This window comes from Flavobacteriales bacterium (assembly GCA_020635855.1).
In the GTDB taxonomy this organism is placed as follows: Bacteria; Bacteroidota; Bacteroidia; order JACJYZ01; family JACJYZ01; genus JACJYZ01.
Window position 1 is genome coordinate 229,159 of record JACJYZ010000002.1, and the last position, 20,786, is coordinate 249,944.

Annotated in this window: 17 protein-coding genes; 4 read left to right on the top strand and 13 right to left on the bottom strand. The window is 50.7% G+C overall.

The window, feature by feature from the left end:
- Positions 1-4: 4 nt before the first annotated feature.
- From H6585_00930 to H6585_00950, 5 genes are all read right to left on the bottom strand, one after another.
- The gene (locus tag H6585_00930) at positions 5-1,393 is read right to left on the bottom strand and encodes a hypothetical protein (GenBank protein ID MCB9446890.1); all 1,389 of its coding nucleotides are present in this window, start codon (positions 1,391-1,393) and stop codon (positions 5-7) included.
- Entirely contained in the window at positions 1,390-3,015 is a 1,626-nt protein-coding gene (locus H6585_00935; GenBank protein ID MCB9446891.1) for a hypothetical protein, read from the bottom strand. Before H6585_00935 ends, H6585_00930 begins: the two co-directional genes overlap by 4 nt.
- Positions 3,016-3,118: 103 nt before the next feature.
- Positions 3,119-5,740 (bottom strand): hypothetical protein, encoded by a 2,622-nt coding sequence (locus H6585_00940; GenBank protein ID MCB9446892.1) that lies wholly within the window; start codon positions 5,738-5,740, stop codon positions 3,119-3,121.
- A gap of 78 nt (positions 5,741-5,818) precedes the next feature.
- Positions 5,819-6,418, bottom strand: a complete 600-nt coding sequence (locus tag H6585_00945; protein ID MCB9446893.1) for a ribonuclease HII — start codon at positions 6,416-6,418, stop codon at positions 5,819-5,821.
- Positions 6,396-7,550, bottom strand: coding sequence for a glycosyltransferase family 4 protein (locus tag H6585_00950; protein ID MCB9446894.1), 1,155 nt, complete (start codon positions 7,548-7,550; stop codon positions 6,396-6,398). Before H6585_00950 ends, H6585_00945 begins: the two co-directional genes overlap by 23 nt.
- 236 nt (positions 7,551-7,786) lie before the next feature.
- Between H6585_00950 and H6585_00955 the strand changes: the two genes are divergently transcribed.
- The 4 genes from H6585_00955 to H6585_00970 all read left to right on the top strand — a co-directional run bounded on the left by H6585_00955 (position 7,787) and on the right by H6585_00970 (position 12,763).
- Entirely contained in the window at positions 7,787-9,226 is a 1,440-nt protein-coding gene (locus tag H6585_00955; protein ID MCB9446895.1) for an oligosaccharide flippase family protein, read from the top strand.
- A gap of 72 nt (positions 9,227-9,298) precedes the next feature.
- Positions 9,299-10,324 (top strand): hypothetical protein, encoded by a 1,026-nt coding sequence (locus H6585_00960; GenBank protein MCB9446896.1) that lies wholly within the window; start codon positions 9,299-9,301, stop codon positions 10,322-10,324.
- Positions 10,314-11,291: a hypothetical protein gene (locus H6585_00965; GenBank protein MCB9446897.1), complete on the top strand. Its 978-nt coding sequence runs from the start codon at positions 10,314-10,316 to the stop codon at positions 11,289-11,291. Before H6585_00960 ends, H6585_00965 begins: the two co-directional genes overlap by 11 nt.
- Before the next feature lie 5 nt (positions 11,292-11,296).
- The gene (locus tag H6585_00970) at positions 11,297-12,763 is read left to right on the top strand and encodes an O-antigen ligase family protein (GenBank protein MCB9446898.1); all 1,467 of its coding nucleotides are present in this window, start codon (positions 11,297-11,299) and stop codon (positions 12,761-12,763) included.
- Here H6585_00970 and H6585_00975 read toward each other — a convergent pair.
- The 8 genes from H6585_00975 to H6585_01010 are packed head-to-tail and all read right to left on the bottom strand — an operon-like array spanning position 12,744 to position 20,656.
- The gene (locus H6585_00975) at positions 12,744-14,015 is read right to left on the bottom strand and encodes a SpoIIE family protein phosphatase (protein ID MCB9446899.1); all 1,272 of its coding nucleotides are present in this window, start codon (positions 14,013-14,015) and stop codon (positions 12,744-12,746) included. The two genes, H6585_00970 and H6585_00975, sit on opposite strands and share 20 nt — an antisense overlap.
- Positions 14,012-14,947, bottom strand: coding sequence for a UDP-3-O-(3-hydroxymyristoyl)glucosamine N-acyltransferase (locus tag H6585_00980; GenBank protein MCB9446900.1), 936 nt, complete (start codon positions 14,945-14,947; stop codon positions 14,012-14,014). Before H6585_00980 ends, H6585_00975 begins: the two co-directional genes overlap by 4 nt.
- Positions 14,948-14,957: 10 nt before the next feature.
- Positions 14,958-15,524 (bottom strand): elongation factor P, encoded by a 567-nt coding sequence (gene efp / locus H6585_00985; protein MCB9446901.1) that lies wholly within the window; start codon positions 15,522-15,524, stop codon positions 14,958-14,960.
- 43 nt (positions 15,525-15,567) lie between these two features.
- The gene (locus tag H6585_00990) at positions 15,568-16,188 is read right to left on the bottom strand and encodes an ABC transporter ATP-binding protein (protein MCB9446902.1); all 621 of its coding nucleotides are present in this window, start codon (positions 16,186-16,188) and stop codon (positions 15,568-15,570) included.
- Positions 16,160-16,972, bottom strand: a complete 813-nt coding sequence (gene lpxA, locus H6585_00995) for an acyl-ACP--UDP-N-acetylglucosamine O-acyltransferase (protein ID MCB9446903.1) — start codon at positions 16,970-16,972, stop codon at positions 16,160-16,162. Before lpxA ends, H6585_00990 begins: the two co-directional genes overlap by 29 nt.
- Position 16,973: 1 nt before the next feature.
- Complete coding sequence (locus H6585_01000) at positions 16,974-18,365, bottom strand: bifunctional UDP-3-O-[3-hydroxymyristoyl] N-acetylglucosamine deacetylase/3-hydroxyacyl-ACP dehydratase (protein ID MCB9446904.1); 1,392 nt, start codon at positions 18,363-18,365, stop codon at positions 16,974-16,976.
- 13 nt (positions 18,366-18,378) lie between these two features.
- Positions 18,379-19,410, bottom strand: coding sequence for a UDP-3-O-(3-hydroxymyristoyl)glucosamine N-acyltransferase (lpxD, locus tag H6585_01005; protein MCB9446905.1), 1,032 nt, complete (start codon positions 19,408-19,410; stop codon positions 18,379-18,381).
- Positions 19,411-19,417: 7 nt separating this feature from the next.
- Positions 19,418-20,656, bottom strand: a complete 1,239-nt coding sequence (locus H6585_01010; GenBank protein ID MCB9446906.1) for an HD domain-containing protein — start codon at positions 20,654-20,656, stop codon at positions 19,418-19,420.
- Positions 20,657-20,786 lie beyond the last annotated feature (130 nt).

Consider the following 20,786-nt stretch of genomic DNA (forward strand, 5'->3'; position numbering starts at 1 on the left):
ACGTCTATTCTCCTTCGGAGGGAGCAAATTCATCATCCCTGTTTGATTTTTCACCACGGTATTTTTTCGTGCCGAAAGTGAGGTGCATGCCGAGTTTGACATGCAACATCCGGGTATGTTGCGGATACAACAATCCTATGAGGTTATCCACCAGCAGATAGGTTTGCAGCGGTCCGAGACGCACCGTTGAACCGGCGCCCAGATTTTTGAAATCACCATTGATGACCGAATAGCTCAGCATTGAATTCAGAATGTTGTCATTTTCCTGACAGAAGTACAATGTGAACGACGGATACATCCGGCGGTTGTAAAATTCAGCGGAGTACAAAAAGCCCACCCGGTTGCCCTCACTCAGGTTGTATGTGGTACTGGCGTAAAGCCGCGGCGCCATATGCGTTTGATAGTTGATCACGGTGTCGGTGACTTCGAAAGCATCGCTCGCAGAGTCAAGGATCGACTGGAACGGATCCTCGTCGGAATTGTCTTCGGTAACAAAGTTGCTGATATCAAATCCGCTGAAGGTGAACGATCCGTTGCTGATATAGTCCTTGATGTTGTCTTTCCAATAAATATACCCCAGGTCCACTGCGCTGAGGGCGAACGTGAATTTGTCGTTGAGCCTGTATGTGCCCCCGAAATCGAAAGCGTATCCTTTGTTGCGGGTGTTGGCCAGGTAATCAAGCGGATCCAGGTCGTCATCGAAATCAGGCAGGGAGGTGTTGATTTGGAAATCGGTGGCTGCCGTTACATCGTAAATGCCGGTGCTGTCGGTGAAAAGGCTCAGGTGGCTCTTTTGGGTGGTCACATTGGCCATGCCATAGAGGATTCTGAACCGGGCGCCTACATCCAGTTTGTCGAACTTCCGGGCAATCCCAAGTGAATAATCCCTGAAATGACTCACGTTAAGCCCGATGTTGTCCATGTTCACCGTCTCGTTGAGAAAATGACCGTTTCCATAGTAGGCCAGTTCCATCATTTCCTTGGGGAAAGCAAAATGAAAATCGATCCGTTCGGTGATGAACCCACTGATGTAATAGTTGCCGAGGCGCATTCCTCCCGAGAGTAAATCGGTTTCGAAGTTGACCGACAGCAGGTTCAGTGGCTTGAGGCGGGAAATGAAGTTATCCGGGTCCAGGGCCAGTTCGGCCATGTCATTGTAGCGGATGAGATCACTGTACACAAACTTGTTGGTTCCTGTTTTCATATAGATAGAAGACAAAACAGGCAGACCGATGAACATCTTGTTCTTTGGGAAGAACGACGGGTTGGTTTGGATGGATGCCGGCATATAATCGCAGAAGTTCAACAACAAGCTTCTTTGGGCCCTGGCGCCGGTTCCTATCAGCATCACAGCCAGTAATGCCGGGTAAAATATTTTTTTGTTGGCGATCATGGTTTCACCTTGAGTTTTGCTTGTGCGCCCATCTGAATACCCAGGCCGTAATCCGAATAGAACTTGACCGATTGGTTTCCTCCGTTGCCTGTATTCATGGCCGCATTCAATAGAATGTATTTGGCTTCCGTGATATGCGCTATCCGCGTGGTATCAAACCCGATGTAACTGGTGGTGGATGTGCGGGACACTACTTTGCCTTCGCTGTTGATCGCAGCCGATGGAAGAATTTCCTTGTAGGGTGTAATCAACGAGTCAAGCGTGTGGTACAGGCTGTCCGTGAAATAAACCTGCATGCCCACATCGATGGGGAAACCGTTGCTTGCAATGAGTTTGAACAGCAGGTTTTCAACCTCCATGCTTTCGTCGTTCGAGAACAGATCCAGGCTGAATCCGATGGTATCCCTCAGAACGAATCCGTTGGCGCTGCCATAGAGCGGCAGGATCACCTGGAAGTCGATGTCAACCGAACTTGTATCCAATACGAAGTTGTAGTTCTGTTTGCCTCCCGGGTTCACGGATGCATCAATCTGGTGGATCAGGTATTGGGGAAGCAGTGCAATGATCTCACGTATGTTGGAGGTATTCTTGTTGAGTTTGAGTTCGGTGGATTTGGATTGGCCTGCTTCTGCAAGGGTAGGATAATTGAACACAAGTGGATTCGGAATGCCGCTGCCGGTCAGGGGCAGGGTACCCTTGGTGCTGTTATAGGCTTCAAGTACATTGAATGTTCCTGATATCTCCGCGCCATAGGAATTGTGTACGGTCAGGTTGATCTGCGGATCTTCGAACCATACTTCGCCGTCCAGTACGTTTTTGAAAATGTCGATGGTCACCGTATCCTGGTCCAATGAAAGGTTGTGTTGCCCGACATAGCCGTATATACCCGAGAACGACAGGTCTTTGAAACTGATTCCTATATCCGCCTGGTCTCCGTTCAGTACCGGATTCCCGGAGTTCACCAGGGTCAGTTGCATGCCCATGGCAAATGCGTTCACGGTGGTGCCGCCTTTGGTCAGGTCAAAAGTGTATCCGGCCAGGTCGAAACTGCGGGTGACGGTTACCGGAATTCCGCCGCTGTATACAAGGGAGACGGTTTTGTTGAAAGGCACCCCCTGCTTTTTCAGTCCGGGTATGGAAAGCACCAGGGAGGCACTGTGCTGGAAAGTGGACGTGATGTCGAATTCGAGCTTGGCGGTTTTGAATACGATGCTGTCCAGTTCTTCATCGCCTTGTACCTGGAAGGATTGATCAATGTTCTGATTGAATGTGAAGGAGCCGAATGTTTGCAGGTTCACGATGTCCGGCCCGGTCATCACGAACGATTTTGTTGTGCTCTGGTCAGCGATGGGAATTACGTCCAGGGCGGTGTTAGACGACAGGTTGCCTTCGAATACGAGGGAGATGAAACCGCTGCTGTCTGTGCGGATCAGGCCTGTGGTGTCAAGCGAACTCAGTACATCCGATAGGGTGAGTTCACTTTTGATCAGGGGTACTGCCAACTGTGGGTTCCATTCCGGACTTTGAAGCTCTCCCACATTCAGGTATCCCTGTGTACATCCCGCCAGAAGAACAGTGGATATGGCAAGTGTTGCCAGATGATTTGATGGTGATTTTCTCATTGCATTCGTTCGAACATGGGCGATTCTACGTAACCGGTGGTCTTAGGTTCGCAAAATGCAGGAATTTGCTTTTCGGGTGGTATCGGAAGCGTTCGAAATGTGTTCAGTTCACCGCGTTCTGGGGGAGCGTGTAGATGAAAAGTTTGTTGTCGGTGCCTTTTGTAATGAGCTCAAAACTGCCGTCGCGATCCAGGTCCTGAATGCGGAATGCACCCTGGCCTGTGAGCGGGAAGCCGGGTACCACGCTTCCGTTGGGGTTGAAGAGGTATATCTTGGAACCCTTGTTATCTGCCAATCCGATTTTCTTGATGGTATTGGAAAAGGAGAACACAGACGGTGCTTCATCGATCGGGTGATCGAAGGTGAACTCAAAAAGAAGATCACCCGTGTGGCTGTATGTGAGCAACTTTTGTTTGTCCATGATCAGGAATTCGCAAAGGCCGTCTCCCGTGATATCCGTGATGGATGTACGATGTTGCGAGGTGGCAGGTGGCAGGCTTGTGATTTCGGTGCTGCCATCATCCCTGATACGGATAACGTTCCCCGTGGAATCTGTGGAGATCATGCATTTCTGCCCTGCATCATAGAACAGTGGGTTGCGCACCGATACCCGGGTTTCGTTCGGCAGCGTGAACCTGGGTTCTCCTTTCCGGTTCAGGAAAAACACTTTGCCTTCTGCGTCAATGATGGTGATGAAGTCTTTGCGTCCCAGTGTAAAATGGTCTGCCGGGTGATTGAAGGTATTGCCGGCGTTCTGGAAATCCCATCCTTTTGTAAGCTTGCCTTCGATATCAATGTTCGACAGCGTGCCGGTTTCTCCGGGGATCAGGATGCGATAATCCCGTTTGTTGTCATAATCGAATACCGATATACCGGTGGAGGCCGGAACGTTCAACGTCATCGGGAAGGGTTTCACATCTTTCCCGTTGCGATCGATTTGGAATATCTGCGTGCGTGTGTTGAACATCATCTGCAGCTTTCCATTCCTGAACCGGTCTACCTGTTCTACTTCACCCAGGATCCTTTCGGGCAGCGATTTCTTCCACAAGATTTCGCCCCGGGCATTGATCAGGTACAACTGATTCTGCACATCCTGAACGATGACTTCCCTTGACCCGTCATAATGGTTCTTACAGATGAAAGGTCCTGCAGCAACCGGCGCATCCAGCTCCACCTGCCTGGCATCCACGTGCGCAACCGGGCGTGATCTTTCCTCCTCACGGTACGGATGGTATTTTCCTGTGAGGTTGAAGTAGACCTTCTCCTTTTCCGGGTTTATTTGCAGGGCAACGGCATCGAAGCTTTGCAGCAGACCCTCGTTCTCGCGGATGTCATCGGTGAAATCCTTCCGGGTGTAAGCGGGTAGCCACTGTGTCAGTCCGGGCAGGTGAATAAACAAAGTAAGGGCCTGGCTGGGAGAAAGGTTTTCCAGGAAATGATTGTAGGGTAGGTTGCGGTGAAGGGTATTATCAGCCTCGTACTGGTCGAAAACAAACGCAAGGGAAGAAGAGTCTTCAGCCAGCAGCACATAGTCGTTCATGGCGGAAGCGAATTTCCATTTGCTTTGTCCCATTGCATATGTTTTCAGTATTTCCGGGAGGCTGTCGGACCGTAAGCGATGGATGGGATAGATGCCCTTGTACAGGTACGGGGCGCTGGCGTCGGACAATGATTGCAAGGCAGCTTCGGTATCATCGGTTTGCCAGAATGAGATCCATGCCGGATGGTCGCCGGTTAACACGGAGGCCCGGCCCAGCATGCCCCCCTCCCATTCGGAAGATCCGGAGGGGGTTTCCCCCTGCAAGGTAACGTAACAAAGGGTTTGAGAAGGCAGTACTTCGGCAAACCTTGGATAGCCGTTGTCCAGTCCCTGGATGTTCGGGTAGGGTGTCGTTTGTCCGGAGTCCGGTAGCATGAATCCGAAGAGGCGAAACGTTTCGGTGTGCAGGTCGAGGTCGGCTTCCAGCCAGCCTTGTGTCGTTGGAACAAAACTTCCCAGTTCACCGGTTGAATCGTTCAACCAACGGTTCATCCAATACCTGCCTTCGTTCAAAGACATGAAGAAGCTGGCGTCTGCCTTGTCCAGCGCGGTGGAACGAAGGGTCATGAAGGACGATTGTTTTGACAGGCCGTTCTTTTGAGTAAGGGCGCGCAAACCCGCTTCGATCAAATGCGCATGACGGCTGACCAGCAGGAGCGGACCGGCTGCACATGCGTATAATTTTTCACTCTTCTTCGTGTGTTGGATTTCAAAGATGGTTTCACCTTCGGTTGGAATTTTGTTCCATGTGTATGTGTTTCCCGCCTTCTGTCTAAGCAGGTCGAGGGCTTCAAGCAGCGTTTTCGATTTGCCGAATGAGCAACTCAAAAGCCACTTGGCCTGGGTGTCTCCCTGCCGGTGAAATGAAAAGTACAAAGGTGGTGTGCTGTGGTCCCATCCTTCTGCTTTCAGGTTTTCCAGCATGCTGTTCAACTCTTGGAGCATGGTGGCGGCAGATGATAGATCGGTGTGTATGGCCAGGCTGTCCCAAAACGTGGTTTCACGCGTCAGTGTCTGGTAAAGTCCTCCGGCATCCTTAATAAGGATCACGGAAGAGGCGGTAGCCGGAATGGCTTCCACAGGGTCCGGTCCGGTCTGGCTTTCCTGTTTGAAGAAAAGATAACCACCCAGGGTGATCCCGACGAGCAGGACGGACATGGTGATGATGAGGATGGTTTTCTGCATGCAAAGGACCGGATCCAACAAGAGGTTTGGTCGCGGTTTGCCCTCAAAATTATAACTTATTTTGACAAGTATCCTGCATTACAGCGCCAACTTCCCCTGCGCGGGCAACAGGGTGAACGACTTCCGGTGATGGCGGGTGGGTCCGTGACGTGCAATGGCGTTGCGGTGGTCGCCTGTTGGATATCCTTTGTTGCGGTGCCAGTTATAAGCCGGGTATTGTTCTGAAAGTTGCTTCATGTACGCGTCCCGGTAAGTCTTTGCAAGTACAGACGCAGCGGCGATGCTTTGAAAGCGCCCGTCTCCTTTGATGATGCATTCATGGGGAATGTTCGGGTAAGGCTTGAACCTGTTTCCGTCAATCAGGAGGAATGTGGGTAGGGTTTGCAATTGTTCAATCGCCCGGTGCATGGCCAGAAAGGAGGCGTTGAGGATGTTGATCCGGTCAATCTCTACAGGCATCACCATGCCAACGGCATAACTCAGGGCATGTTTTTCAATGAAGGGCCGCAGCTTGTCGCGGGCTGCTTCACTCAGCTTTTTGGAGTCGTCCAGGTCGGGATGTTCAAAATCTTCCGGAAGGATCACGGCAGCTGCGAAAACTGGACCGGCCAGGCATCCGCGTCCGGCTTCGTCACAGCCGGCTTCCAGTTTCGTGTCACCGAATCTTTTCTGTAACAATCGACGCCGGGTTGAGGGTTTTTTCAAGGCATTGCCACAGCCTTTCGCTGGTTTTCTGCCAGGAGAACATCCGGGCGCGTTCCTGACCTTTTGTGCTCATCTGTTCCCACAACTGCCGGTCGGAAGCGATTGTTTTCATGGCATCTTTAATTTGTTCGATCGAGTAGGGGTCAATCAGCAATGCGGCATCACCGGCTACTTCCGGCATGGAAGTGGTATCGGAGCAGATGACCGGTACGCCGCTTCTCATGCCTTCGATGATGGGGATGCCGAAGCCCTCGAACAGGGGCACATACGTCATTGCTTCTGCTGCCGCCAGCAAGGATTTCAATTCATCCGGATGGCGCCTTCCCATGAATACCACTTCGGATTTATGGGTCATTCCCTCATAGCATTTGTCCATTTCATCCGTCCACCATTTCTTCTGCCCCACGATCATCAACTGATGCGGAAGTCCGGTTTCCTGTTTGAACAGGTCGAATGCCTGGAACAACCGGGCGATGTTTTTTCTGGGAAGCAGGGCCCCAATGAACAGGAAGTAGGGTTTCCCGCCGGTGTACTTCTGGCGAATGTGTTCCCGTTCCGTTTCGGTTACGGGTGCATACGATTCGTTCGCACCGTTATAGACCACGTCGATTTTGTTTTCATCCACACCATAGCAATTGATGATGTCTTGCTTGGAGTATTGCGACACGGTGGCAATGCGACGTGCCTTATGTGCGAACCGGGGAAAGAAATGATGGTAGTATTTCCTGTCTACAAACGGCAGGTCCATGGGCCGGTGTTCAAAGTTCAGGTCATGGATTACCGCCACCGAAGGCGTATCTGTTCTGAGCGATAGGTAGCCGTCGGGCGAGAGAAACAGGTCGGCGCCGGTTTTCTGCAATGCCCTGGTCACCGAGTATTCGAACCACATGTAAAACAGCACCGGATGGCGGGCTTGCGGCGACAAGACCAGGGGGTGAACATTGTCGGCGAAAATGAATTCTTCGGAAAACGGTCGGTCGAACAGGAAATAAAAGGTATGCTCCGGATGCTGACGCGTGATGCGTTCCAGGGTTTCCTTTGTAAACCACCCAATGCCTTCCAGGCGATTTTTGAGCAGCAACCTTGTATTGACGGCGATTTTCAACTTCGAGTGATGAGGGCCAAAGGTAGGGAATTTGCAATACCGAGATACCTGCAGGTGCCATCCCGTCACGATATCATGGGATATATTGGATTCGCTTTGTAAGTTTGCAGGCCGCAAGGAAACGGAGGTCGTGGCCGGAGACGCAGTTGTGCGACAATCTGTCGGACCCTGATTTGGGGAAAATCCGGGCGGCAAACGTGGGTTTCTGCGAGACCTATTCGAGTTGACAGGCTGTTATGCAAAAGAAGTTTTTTTCCAACCTGCTTTTACTCTTGTTCCTGAACCTGCTGATTAAGCCGTTCTGGGTGCTGGGTATCGACCGTGCGGTTCAGAATGAAGTGGGTCCGGAGATTTACGGTGAATATTTCGCCCTGTTCAACTTCTCCTTCCTTTTCAATATCCTGCTGGATTTCGGGCTGACCAATTACAACAACAGAAGCATTGCGCAGAACAACCTGCTTCTGACCAAATACGTTGCCCGACTCTTTGTGTTCAAGTTGATGCTGGGGGTGTTGTTCCTGCTCGTGAGCCTGGTCATCGGGTTGTCGATCGACTACAGCGCCGACCAGCTGAAACTGTTGATCTTTCTCATCTTTAACCAGTTTCTCATCTCGCTTACCTTGTATCTGCGCTCCAACATTGCAGGGCTTCATCTTTTTAAAAGCGACAGCATGATCAGTGTGCTGGACCGGTCGCTGATGATTCTGTTCTGCGGGTTGCTTCTGCTCAAATGGGTGCCCGGGGTCCGGCTTACCATTCACACCTTTGTATACTTGCAGACCGTGGCGTACGGACTTACGGCGTTGGCAGCCTTGGGGGTGGTGTGGCGACGGGCGAACGGACTGGTACTGAAATGGGACTGGCCCTTTGTGCTGACTGTGGTGAAGAAAAGCATGCCCTACGCCATCCTGGTTTTGCTGATGTCATTTTACAACCGGCTTGATACGGTGATGCTGGAACGCCTGTTGCCTGATGGCGCGGAGCAGTCGGGTATCTATGCAGCCGGGTTTCGTTTGCTGGATGCGGCGAACATGATCGCCATGTTGTTTGCGGTCATCCTGCTGCCGATGTTTTCCCGCATGATCCGCATGCATGAACCGGTGGATGAGATCGTGACCCTTTCGGTCAGGTTGCTGATCGTACCGGCCATCATGCTGGGCCTGTCGTGTTATTTCTACCGACAGGAGCTGATGGGTATGTTGTACCATAACCGGGTGGATGAATCGGCCCGTGTTTTCGGTGTATTGATGTTCTGCTTTGTGGCGGTGTCCGCTACCTATATATTCGGTACCCTCCTTACCGCTAACGGGAACCTGAGACAGCTCAACGGGATGGCTTTGCTGGGCATTGTCATCAATGTAGGGCTTAACCTTTATCTGATTCCCCGAATGGCGGCGCTTGGTTCCGCCTATGCCAGCCTCATCACGCAGGTATTCACGGCCCTGGCACAGGTGATCATTGCGCAATCGGTTTTCCGGTTCAAGATCAAATGGTCTTTTCTTTTCAGGCTGTTGTTGTTTGCTGCAGGGGTTGCCGTGCTCGGCTACTTCAGCACACAGTTGCCCTACAATTGGTTGTACAGCATGGTTGGTATGCTGGTTGCCTGCGTGTTGCTTTCCTACCTCACGGGCCTGCTGAGTATTCGTATGCTTTACAGGATTTTGAAGTATGGTTGACACGGGTTTCAACCGGTTCCTTCAATCAAATAAATCCATACCTTTGGCCACCGTTAACCGAATGATCAACCAATGACAGGCAAAGAAACTGGCTCAGAAGCCTTTGAATCCAGTGACCTGCTGCTGTTTCTGGGCAGGTGGTTTCGCCCGTTGCTGTTTATTTCCATAGCTGCAGCGATCGTTTCCGCCATCGCCTCTTACCTGGTGCACGACAAGTACAGTTCCTCCGTGATCTTATTTCCGGTTAAGACCAACTCCATCTCCAAGGCATTGCTCTCGGGTCGTGATGATGCCAAGAGTGATATCCTTGAGTTCGGTGAGGAAGAACAGGTAGAACAGTTGCTGCAGATCCTTCAGTCGGATGAGATCCGAAACCGTATCATCGACAAGTACCAACTGATGGATCACTACGGGATTGATAAAAGCGGTCGCTTCCCGTACACCCGCTTGTACGAGGAGTTCGAGGGAAATATCCTGTTCGAACGCACCGAATTCATGTCGGTTCGGATTGAGGTACTGGATGAGAAGCCGGGTATGGCCGCCGACATAGCAAATGATATTGCCGCTTTGTCCGACTCGGTCAGGCATCGCATCCATAGCGATCGTGTGAAGGATGCCTTCGCAATCATTGAAAAGGAGTATCTTGCAAAGCAGCGCGAGGTAAAATCGTTGGAAGATACGATTACCTGGCTTCGCTCACTTGGTGTATACGATTTCCAGACACAAACAGAAGTGCTTACGGAACAGCGTGCCCAGGCCCTCATCGAGGGGAAGAAGGAGGTGGCGAAAGAGATCGATGAGACGTTTAAGCTATTGGCCAAATATGGCGCACAGCAGGTGGCGGTGAGTGATAAGTTGTATAAAGAATACCAACGTTTGGGGGCGTTGAAGGAAAAATACGAACAGGTAAAGGTAGACATGGAAGAGAGTTTGCCTTACAAGTTCGTTGTAAACAAGGCGGTTCCTGCGGAACACAAGAAGTACCCCATTCGATGGTTGATTGTGCTGGTATCAACATTTTCCACATTCCTGCTGAGTGTGCTAACCATCTCCATCATCGAAAAGTGGAGAAAGCTGAGAATCCGCCATGCGAAATAAAGATAATCCGGAAGTTGACAGCTTAGGAAACAAAGATATACTGGGGTTGTTGCTCCGATGGAAAGTGCAATTGCTGGTTGTAGCTGCCTTGGCCATCGCCCTGTCGACCCTGTTCTCATCTTCTCTCTTCATCGAGCCCAAGTACAAGTCGTTCGCCGTTATTTATCCTGCCAACATTTCCACCTTCGGAAGCGAATCGGAGGTGGAGCAATCCATCCAGGTGTTGCGTTCGGATGACATTGCCGAACAAATGATCAAGGCTTTCGAACTGGTCAAGCGTTACAAAATAGATCCCGATAACCCGGCGGTGAAATCCATGGTGCGCAAGGAGTATGGTTCGAATGTGAGCATCAGCAAAACGGAGTTTGAATCCATCAACATTGAGGTATACGACAGGGAGCCGGAGAAATCACTGGAGATGTGCAACAAGATCATCGACCTTTACAACAAGAAGATTGCATCGTTGCGCAGGGAGAAGATGGAGGAAGTGGTGAACACCATCCGGGAGGAAATGAACAAAAAATCCGCGGAGAAGGATACCCTGGAACATAGGATGAGGGAACTTCGGATGCAATACGGTTTGCTGGATTACGGGGTGCAGACCCAGGAAGTACTCCGGGGGTATTATCGGGCGCTCAGTCAACGCGGAGCTTCAGCGGAAACGACGGAAATGCGAAAGATGATCGATAACCTCAAGGAGAAGGGGGGAGAATTTGTTGAACTTTCCGAACGCGCCTGGAGGGCCAGAACAGAATACCTCGACCTGAAGAACCAGTTGGAGAATGCTGAGAAAGAAGCATACCGCAAGCAAACATATGCCAATGTGGTCACGCGGCCCGTACTGCCGGATAAAAAGGCATATCCGGTTCGCTGGCTGATCGTAATGGTCTCCACGCTGGCGTCTCTTTTCCTGGCCATCCTGGTGATCGCTTGGCTGGAAAGTTATCAGCAAGAAAAAGCTTCCTGAGTCCCATGCCTGCAACCGGCATAAAATCCGTTCGGAGCGCCCTGGTGTATGGCGTAAGCATTTTGTTTCTCGTGGTGAATGGCTTGCTGATCTCGGCGGGCATCTACTGGTTTCTGCTGGTTCCGATCGCATTGCTTATCATCTGGCTGGGGTTGTTCCATATGGACTACCTTCTGCTGTTGGTCACATTCATGGCGCCCCTGTCGGTCAACGTTCCGGATATTTCTTTTGGGGTTGGGATGAACCTTCCCACTGAGCCGATCATGTTCGGTGTACTTATCCTGTTCCTGGTGCGGCTTGTCAGCAACCAACGGATGCCGCGGGAAATCATGCGGCACCCCGTGACCATTGCCATCTGCGCCAATTTGCTTTGGATCTTTATCACCACCCTTACCAGTGAAATGCCTGTGGTTTCGCTGAAATTCCTGGTCTCCAGGTTGTGGTTCGTGGTGGGTTTTTATTTCCTGGGTGTGATGATTTTCAGAAACGGTCATCGGGCCCGCATTTTTCTCTGGTTGTACATCCTGGCTACCCTCTTCGTGATTGCGTTTGCATGGTCACAGCACATCAAGTTTCAGTTCAATGAGCAGGCGGCGCACTGGGTGATGAATCCTTTCTACAATGACCATACGGCGTATGGTGCTGCGTTGGCCATGTTCTTTCCGTTTCTCGTGGCAAACGCTTTCAGAAAGCACCTGCCGTTTGACCGGCGTATGCTGATGGTGGGTTTGTTGCTGGTGTATACGGCGGCCATTGTGTTGTCTTATACGCGTGCCACCTGGGTAAGCCTGGGGGTGATCCTTATGTTGTATGTGCTATTGTTGTTGCGCGTACGTTTTCAATACCTGCTGGGCCTGGTGGGTATTGTAATTACCATGTTTTTTGTTTTCCAGGATCAGATCATGATTCGCATGGAAGCCAACCGGCAAGACTCGTCTGAGAAGCTTTCTGAACACGTGCAGTCCATGTATAATATTTCCACCGATGCTTCCAACCTGGAACGCATCAACCGGTGGAAATCCGCTTTCAGGATGTTCTCCGAACGTCCATTCGTGGGATGGGGTCCCGGCACATATGCTTTCCAGTATGCCCCGTTTCAGCGGTCTGCCGAGTTAACCATCATCAGTACCAATGCCGGAGACAAAGGAAATGCCCACAGTGAGTACATCGGGCCATTGGCGGAAAGCGGTGTGTTCGGGGTGATCTCGTTTATATTGATTATCCTGGCTGGTATCCATACGTTCACCAGGATCTATTTCAGGAGGTCTTCTTCCGTTTCACGAAACTTCGCCACGGTGATTTTCCTGGGGTGGATATCTTACCTGATTCATGGTTTCCTGAACAACTTCCTGGACACAGACAAGGCCTCTATCCCGTTCTGGGGTTTCCTGGCCATCCTCGTGGCCATCGACCTGTATGATAAACAGGGCGTGAAGGAACAATTACCTGAGGTTAAAAGAAGCGACAGCTGAACAGGGCTACGTCGTCCAGAAAATACCCCTCTCCTTTGTGCAGGTCGAGGTGATCGAAAATCAGTTTGTTGAGTTCATCCACTGATTTGTAGGCATAACGGTCGATGACCGATGTGAGACCATCCACCCCGAAATCTTTTCCCAGTTCGTCTTCCAGTTCAATGATGCCATCGGTATAACATACCAGTGTGGAGCCTTCCGGGATTTGAATAACGCCTTCCTTGATGTGTGGGATGGATTCGAACATGCCCAGGCCCGGGCATCCGGTTTTCAGGAGCATGGCCCCGTCGGCATGATGCAGTACGGGTGGGTTGTGACCGGCATTGATGTAGCGGAAGGTGCGGGTGATTTTGTTGTAAAGGCCGATGAAAAAGGTGATGAACCTTTCGCCTCTTGCACTTTCCATAACGGCTGTGTTTAACTCCGTCACCATGTCAATCAGGTTGTCGGTATGCCGGTAGATGGCACGTAGGTTGGCCTGGAAGTTCGACATCAGCAGCGCAGCTGAGACCCCTTTTCCGGATACATCGGCGATGCACATGCTGAGTTCGTTTTCCCTTCTCTCACTGAAGTCGTAGTAATCACCACCCACTTCCTGGTTGGGGCGGTAGATGGCTGCCATCTCATAGTATTCGTTGGAGGGCAGTGTACTCGGGATCAGCAATGCCTGCATTTCTCCGGCCAGTTCCAGTTCTTTCCGGATCCTTTCCTGTTTCAGGCGCTCCCGGGCCAGTACTTTGTTTTCGAGCGCAACCGCGATGATGTTGGTCAGGACTTCGATAAACGGGATTTGTTTCTCACGGAAAGCCTCCGGCTTTTCATCGTAATGGATATCCCCGATCAACAGGTAAGCCAAGGGTTTGGATTTGTGGAATACCGGTATGATGGTGGAAAAGACGTTCAGGTATGCCTTGAGTGATTTGCTTGTATGCGTGAGTGACTTGAGGTACAGCAAATCGTTTTCAATTTCAATTTGTTTGTGTTCATCAGTGGTACCGTAGTGCAGGATGCACTTCCAGTGACTTTCATATCTGAACAGAACGAGCTTGCCCACTTTCATGTGCTGGTTCAGCACATATTCGAAGATCCTGAGCAGCTGTTTTTCGGAAAAGTTGTTGTTGATGCCTTTGGTTACCTCCAACAGCGAAAGCAGCATGATGTCCTTGGTATCGCCTTTTTGCAGCGATTGCAGGGAATCAAGGAACTTGTATTCGTTCCTGCTCTTTTCGATGTCTTTGAAAGAGAAACTCATTTCTTCCCGAATTTTTTGACAATGTCGGGTAGTTGACGTAAGCTAGCAATTTCCCTCATCTTTTGCGTGGCTTCTTCGGCCGGACTTCCAAAATAGGTGGCATGCCCTTTCACGGATTTGGTCAGTCCCGACTGCCCCAACACCACCGCGTGGTCGCCGATGGTGAGTTTGCTGGGGATGCCTACCTGTCCCCACAAGGTCACGTGGTCACCGATGGTGACGACACCCGAGATGCCAACCTGTGCGGCAAACAAGCAATTTTTCCCGATCCGGGTATCGTGTCCGATCTGTACCAGGTTATCGATTTTGGTTCCCGCCCCGATGGATGTCTCCCCGGATACGCCGCGGTCCACGGTACATCCTGCACCGATCTCCACATGGTCGTCAATCCTGGTGGATCCGCACGGGAGCATCTTGTCATAGCCGGTGGGTCTCTTTTTGTAGTAAAACGGATCCGATCCGATCACCGTATTCGCATGAATGACCACATAATCACCGATGGTGGTGTGGGGATAAATGCAAACGTGCGGATGAATGTGACAATGTTTGCCAATGGTGACATGCTCTCCGATGTATACACCGGGTGCGATGAAGGTTCCTTCGCCGATCACTGTGTCTGGATGGATCATCGCATCCTGGAGATGCGATGAACTGAATTTTCTGACCAGGCTGTTATAAGCCTCAAAGGGATCTTTGCAGATGAGCAACGCTTTTCCTTCCGGGCATTCCGTTTCCTTGTCGATCAGAATGAAGGTGGCTGCAGAGGCCAAGCAGGAAGCATAGTATTTCGGATGGTCAACGTAAGTGATGTCTCCTTCGTTCACCATGTGAATTTCGTTGATTCCGGTGGCCTGGGTATCGGTTTTGGTTACCAACCTGGCGCCCGTAATCTCGACGAGTTCGGTAAGGGAGAGGGCCTGCTTGAATTTCATACCAGCCGGATCAGGCCTTTACACGTTCGCTGTATTTGTAATCACGGGTATCCACCTTGATCCTTTCACCGGTGTCAATGAACAACGGTACCTGGATGGAGGCACCTGTTTCCACGGTAGCTGGTTTCAGCGTATTGGTGGCGGTGTCGCCTTTGATGCCGGGTTCGGTATAGGTAACCTCCAGCTCAACAAATGGAGGGAGTTCGCATGAAAGGGGTGTTTCATTGTCTGCATGGAAGAGGATTTCCACATCCTGTCCTTCCTTGAGCAGGTCGGGTGCATTGATCAGTTCTTCCTTCAGAAAGATCTGTTCGAACGTGTCTTTGTGCATGAAGTGATAGCCATCGTCGTCTTTGTAGAGGAACTGGTGCGGCCGGTTCTCAATGCGTACGGTCTGGATCTTGACACCGGCGGTGAAGGTGTTGTCCAGCACCTTGCCGGTACTGATGTTTCTCAACTTGGTGCGCACGAATGCGGGGCCTTTCCCGGGTTTCACATGCTGGAACTCCACGATCTGGTAAAGTCCGTGGTTGAACTCAATGCACAGGCCGTTCCTGAAATCTGCTGTTGTTGCCATAAATGAAATTGCAAATGGTATTGAAAGATTGGATGGGTACAATTTACGTAAAGTCCTCCATTCTGAGGACATGATCGCAAAAATCATACTCGGATTCATTGGTGTTGGAGGCGATCACCACCAAACGGTTTGCCCGTGTCTGCGTCACCAGATCGCGGTACCAGTCGGTACCCTGACGATCAAGGTTGGTGGCCGGTTCATCCAGGAAAACAGCCGGTGTATCCGCCAGCAGGGCAGAGAGCAGCTTGACTTTCTGACGCATGCCGGATGAAAAATGGCGGAGGACCTTGTGCCTGGCTTGCGAGAGGTTTGCCTGTTTCAGTACCTCATCCACATTGAATCCGGGGCGGATCTTCTTCATGTTGAAGTGGAAATCCAGGAATTCAGTGAGCGTAAGTTCCTGGGGAAGTTCAAGCAGGGGTGTGGCGGCGGATAGGTGTCTGAATACCTCGGTTTTCGGCAAAGGACGGTCATGCAGAAAATGGCTCAGTTTCCCGGAAGAGGGTGTCACATACCCGGTCATGATTTGCAACAGGGTGGATTTGCCCGAGCCGTTCGGACCCAGCACCGCATAGGCATGCGGCTGAGTGAGTGTGAATGAAAAGTTGCTGAGAACAGGATCCCTGTAATAGGATTTAGAGATATTCTCTAAGGCGATTTTCATTTTTGGTGTTTGTATAACCCCTCATGATGCCGCGTTCCGATTGGGTGATGAAAGCAATGATCTCGTCGCGTTCCGGTGAGGCGGGAAACTGCTGGGTCACATTTTCTATGGCCTGGGTGTTGTTCATTCCGCTTTGGTAAATGACCCTGTAATATTCCTGGATGCGGTTCACGGTTTCGGGTTCGAAGCCGCGGCGTCTCAGTCCGATGGAATTGATGCCCGCATAAGACAGGGGGTCCCTGGCTGCTTTTGTGAAGGGAGGTACATCCTTGTTCACCAGGCTTCCTCCTGAAATGATCACGTGTGCACCGATTTTTACGAACTGATGCACGGCGCTGAGCCCGCCGATGATGGCGTAGTCAAATATTTCGATGTGTCCGGCCAGGGTTACACCGTTTGCCAGGATGCAATTGTTGTGGATGATGCAATCGTGTGCTACGTGTACATATGCCATCAGCAGGCAGTTGCTGCCAACCGTTGTCTGGTTGTTTGCTTTTGTACCGCGGTTCACGGTCACGTATTCGCGCACGGTGGTGTTGTCACCTATCACCGCGAGGGTGTTCTCCCCGTCAAACTTCAGATCCTGGGGAATGGATCCGATCACTGCTCCCGGGTAAATCCGGCAATTCTTTCCGATCCTGGATCCGTTCATGATCACCACATTCGGTCCGATCCAGGTGCCCTCTCCAATCTCCACATTATCGTCAATGGTAGCAAAGGGTTCAATCGTTACCCCTTTGCCGATCTTGGCATTGGGATGGATGTTGGCTGTTGGTTGGTTCATTTCAGCTCTTTTTTACTAATTGTGCCATCAGTTCTCCTTCAGTAACCACTTGGTCACCCACATATGCAATTCCCTTCATATGGCAGATGCCACGCCGGATCGGCATGAGAAGCTGCAATTCAAAGATGAGGGTGTCTCCGGGAACCACCATCTTTTTAAATTTCACATTATCGATTTTGATGAAATACGTCCAGTAATTCTCGGGGTCCGGTACCGTATTCAGGGCAAAGATGCCTCCGGTCTGGGCCATGGCTTCGATCTGAAGCACACCCGGCATCACGGGATTTTCTGGAAAATGCCCCTGAAAAAACGGTTCATTCATGGTCACGTTTTTCAAACCTACAACGTGTTCCTGGTCCATGGACAGGATTTTGTCAACCAACAGGAATGGAGGTTTGTGAGGAAGGATGGAAGCAATCTTCTTTGTGTCGTAAAGGGGAGTTGCGTTGGGGTCGTATTTGAACATAGGCCCTGATTTTTTTTCCTTCATCTGTTTCTTGATCATTTTGGCAAACGCGACGTTGGAGGCGTGTCCTGGTTTGGTGGCAACGATGTGCCCTTTGATGGGCATGCCAAGCAGCGCAAGGTCTCCCACCACGTCCAGTAGTTTGTGCCTGGCGGGCTCATTGCTATGACGCAGGGAAACATTGTTGAGAATTCCTTCTCTTTCGATCTTTACCTTGGGTTTGTTAAACAGTTTCGCCAGGTGGTCGATCTCTTCGTCATTCATCACGCGGTCTACAACCACGATGGCGTTGTCCAGGTCGCCACCTTTGATCAGGTTTTGTTTCAGCAGGTGTTCGAGTTCGTGCAGGAAACAGAAGGTACGGCTGGTGGAGATCTCATCCTTGAAATCGGAGATCTGGTTCAGGGTGGCGTGTTGGGTGCCAAGCACCGGGGAGTTGTAGTCGATCATCACCGTTACCTTGAATTCATCTGCGGGTACGGCCATGAAGGTGGCATCTTTTTCCTTGTCTTCGAATGAAATGCTTTCGGAGATTTCGAAGAATTTTCTTTCTTCTTTTTGTTCCTTGACACCGGCTGTAAGCAGGGCATCCATGAAGGCACCTGAGCTTCCGTCCATGATGGGAGGCTCACTGTTGTCAAGGTCGATCAGTACGTTGTCAATCTCAAGGCCGGCCAATGCCGCCAGGGTATGTTCTACGGTGAAGATCCGCACACCATTTTCCTCCAGTGTGGTTCCGCGGGACACATCCACTACGTTGCTCACATCCACATGAACGATCGGCTGTCCTTCCAGGTCGGTTCTGCGAAATCGGAAACCGTGGTTCTCCGGAGCCGGGTTGAATACCATCGTAACGGTTTTTCCGGTATGTAAACCCTTTCCGGATACCGTTACCGGTTTTGCAATGGTGTGTTGAAGTGTTGCCATGTTGTACTTGAAGCTATTCCTTATTTTTCAATTCATTTTCCAGCGCTTCCAGCTCTCGTTTGATGGATGGCAGCTTGCGGAACAATACGTATGATTTCTTGTAATCTCCGATGGCGAAGGCTGGGGAGCCCTGAACCACGGTGCCCTCTTCGGTGATGTCTTGTCCTACACCAGATTGGGCGGCGATCTTCACGCCGTTGGCGATGGATATATGTCCTACGATACCTACCTGTCCTCCGATCATGCATGTGGAGCCGATGCGCGTGGAACCTGCGATGCCGGTTTGAGCCGCGATCACCGTGTTCTCGCCGATTTCCACATTGTGTGCGATCTGGATGAGGTTGTCGAGTTTTACACCTTTGCGGATCAGGGTAGATCCCATGGTGGCCCTGTCGATGGTGGTGTTGGCGCCGATCTCCACATGATCTTCAATGACCACATTCCCGATCTGGGCCACTTTGTTGTATTGGTTTTCAGTATTGGGTGCGAAGCCGAAGCCGTCTGCTCCTATCACCACACCTCCGTGCAGCGTGCACGCGTTTCCTATGATGCAATCGTCATAAACCTTCACCCCGGCATACAGCACGGTGTCATTTCCGACAGATACATGATCGCCCAGGATTACTCCCGGGTAAAGCTGCACGTTGTCACCGATCCGGCAATTTTCTCCGATACAGGCATGGGCGCCGATGTATACATTGTTGCCTACCGATGCACTTTCGGCGATGGCGGCTGTGGGGTGGATGCCGGATTTTCTGCCTTTGGAGGCGGCATACATTTCCAGCAATTTGGCAAGAGACTGATACGCATTGTCCACCCGAACCAATGTGGCCTGGATGGATTGCTCCGGTTGAAAATCTTTGTTAACCAACACCACCGATGCCCGGGTGCTGTAAATAAAGTGGGTGTATTTGGGATTGGCCAGGAAACTCAGGGAGCCGGGTTGGCCTTCTTCGATCTTGCTGAATGATGAAACCGTTTCTTCCGGATTTCCATCCACCGTACCGTTCAACACTTGTGCGATTTCCTGGGCGGTAAATTTCATGCTATGCTCAGATATTGACTCCTTTCAGACATGCTTCCGGGCAACAAACGAAGTACTTTCTGACAGGGGCTGATAAGGCGGTTAGATTCAGGTTGTCGCTGACTTTTGCGATGTCTGCAACCTGTTTGTTCTTGGCAAGGATGTAGATGTTCTCTTCCATCGGGCGATACGCATTGTTCTCCAATTCGCCGGAAACCACGAAATAGGCGACTTCCGAATCGCGTAATCCGTACAATTTTTGTGCCTTTTTTTCAATCTGGGCAATAATTTTTTTGCCGATAGGCTGCTTTTGGATCCTTATTTTGAATAGTTTCCTGTTTATCAACCCTTTAGATAAATTACTCAAGATGGAATCCGGATGACTTTCCCATACTTTCACTGCAGAGAGTACATCATAGTCGTCCAGTCTGGCAAACCATTCCAGGGCATCTGAATTGCCGGTGAATGATCGGGTGGTGAGTTTCTGTGACAGGAAATATTTCAGGGCGGGTGAAGCGAAAACATCCGATCCGCTGAGTGAAAGGTCCTTGGCTCTTTTCAGGGTGTTTATCAACATTTTTTCCCCGGCAACAGCGGTTTTATGCATGTATACCTGCCAATACATCAATCGCCTGGCGATGATGAATTTTTCCACGGAGTAAATGCCCTTGGAGTCGATCACCAGCTGATCTCCATGTACGTTGAGCATTTTGATGATCCTGTGGGTACTAACCACGCCTTCTGCCACACCCGTATAGAAGCTGTCGCGGCTCAGGTAGTCCAAACGATCCATGTCGAGCTGTCCGGATACCAGTTGATGCAGGAACTTTTTCTTGTACTTGTTCTGGAAGATTTGGATCGCCAGCTTCAGTTCACCGCTGAATTCGCGGTCCAGCTCGCGCATGAAAACTCCGGTCAGGTGTTCATGGTTAACGCCCTCGATGAGGGTGAACTCAAGGCTGTGTGAAAACGGGCCATGGCCGATGTCATGCAGAAGGATCGCGATTTGCACAGCCCGGGCTTCTTCGTCAGAAATGGAAACACCTTTCGATCTTAACACCTCAAGTGCTTCTCCCATCAGGTGCATGGCTCCCAACGCATGATGAAAGCGGGTATGTAAGGCACCCGGGTAAACCAGGTTGGTCATGCCCAGTTGCTGGATCCTGCGCAATCTCTGGAAATACGGGTGGTCGATCAGTTTTGCGATCAGGGGAAACGGTAAACTGACAAAGCCGTAAATGGGGTCATTGAATACTTTCAGATTCATCACAAACCCTGGCGCTTATTTTTAATTCGGTAACTTCGATCATTCAATAAATTGTACATTCCCGAGTTGTACATTCACACAAAACAGAATACGATATTAAGCATTATTTGAGTGGGGGTGATGGTTGCGT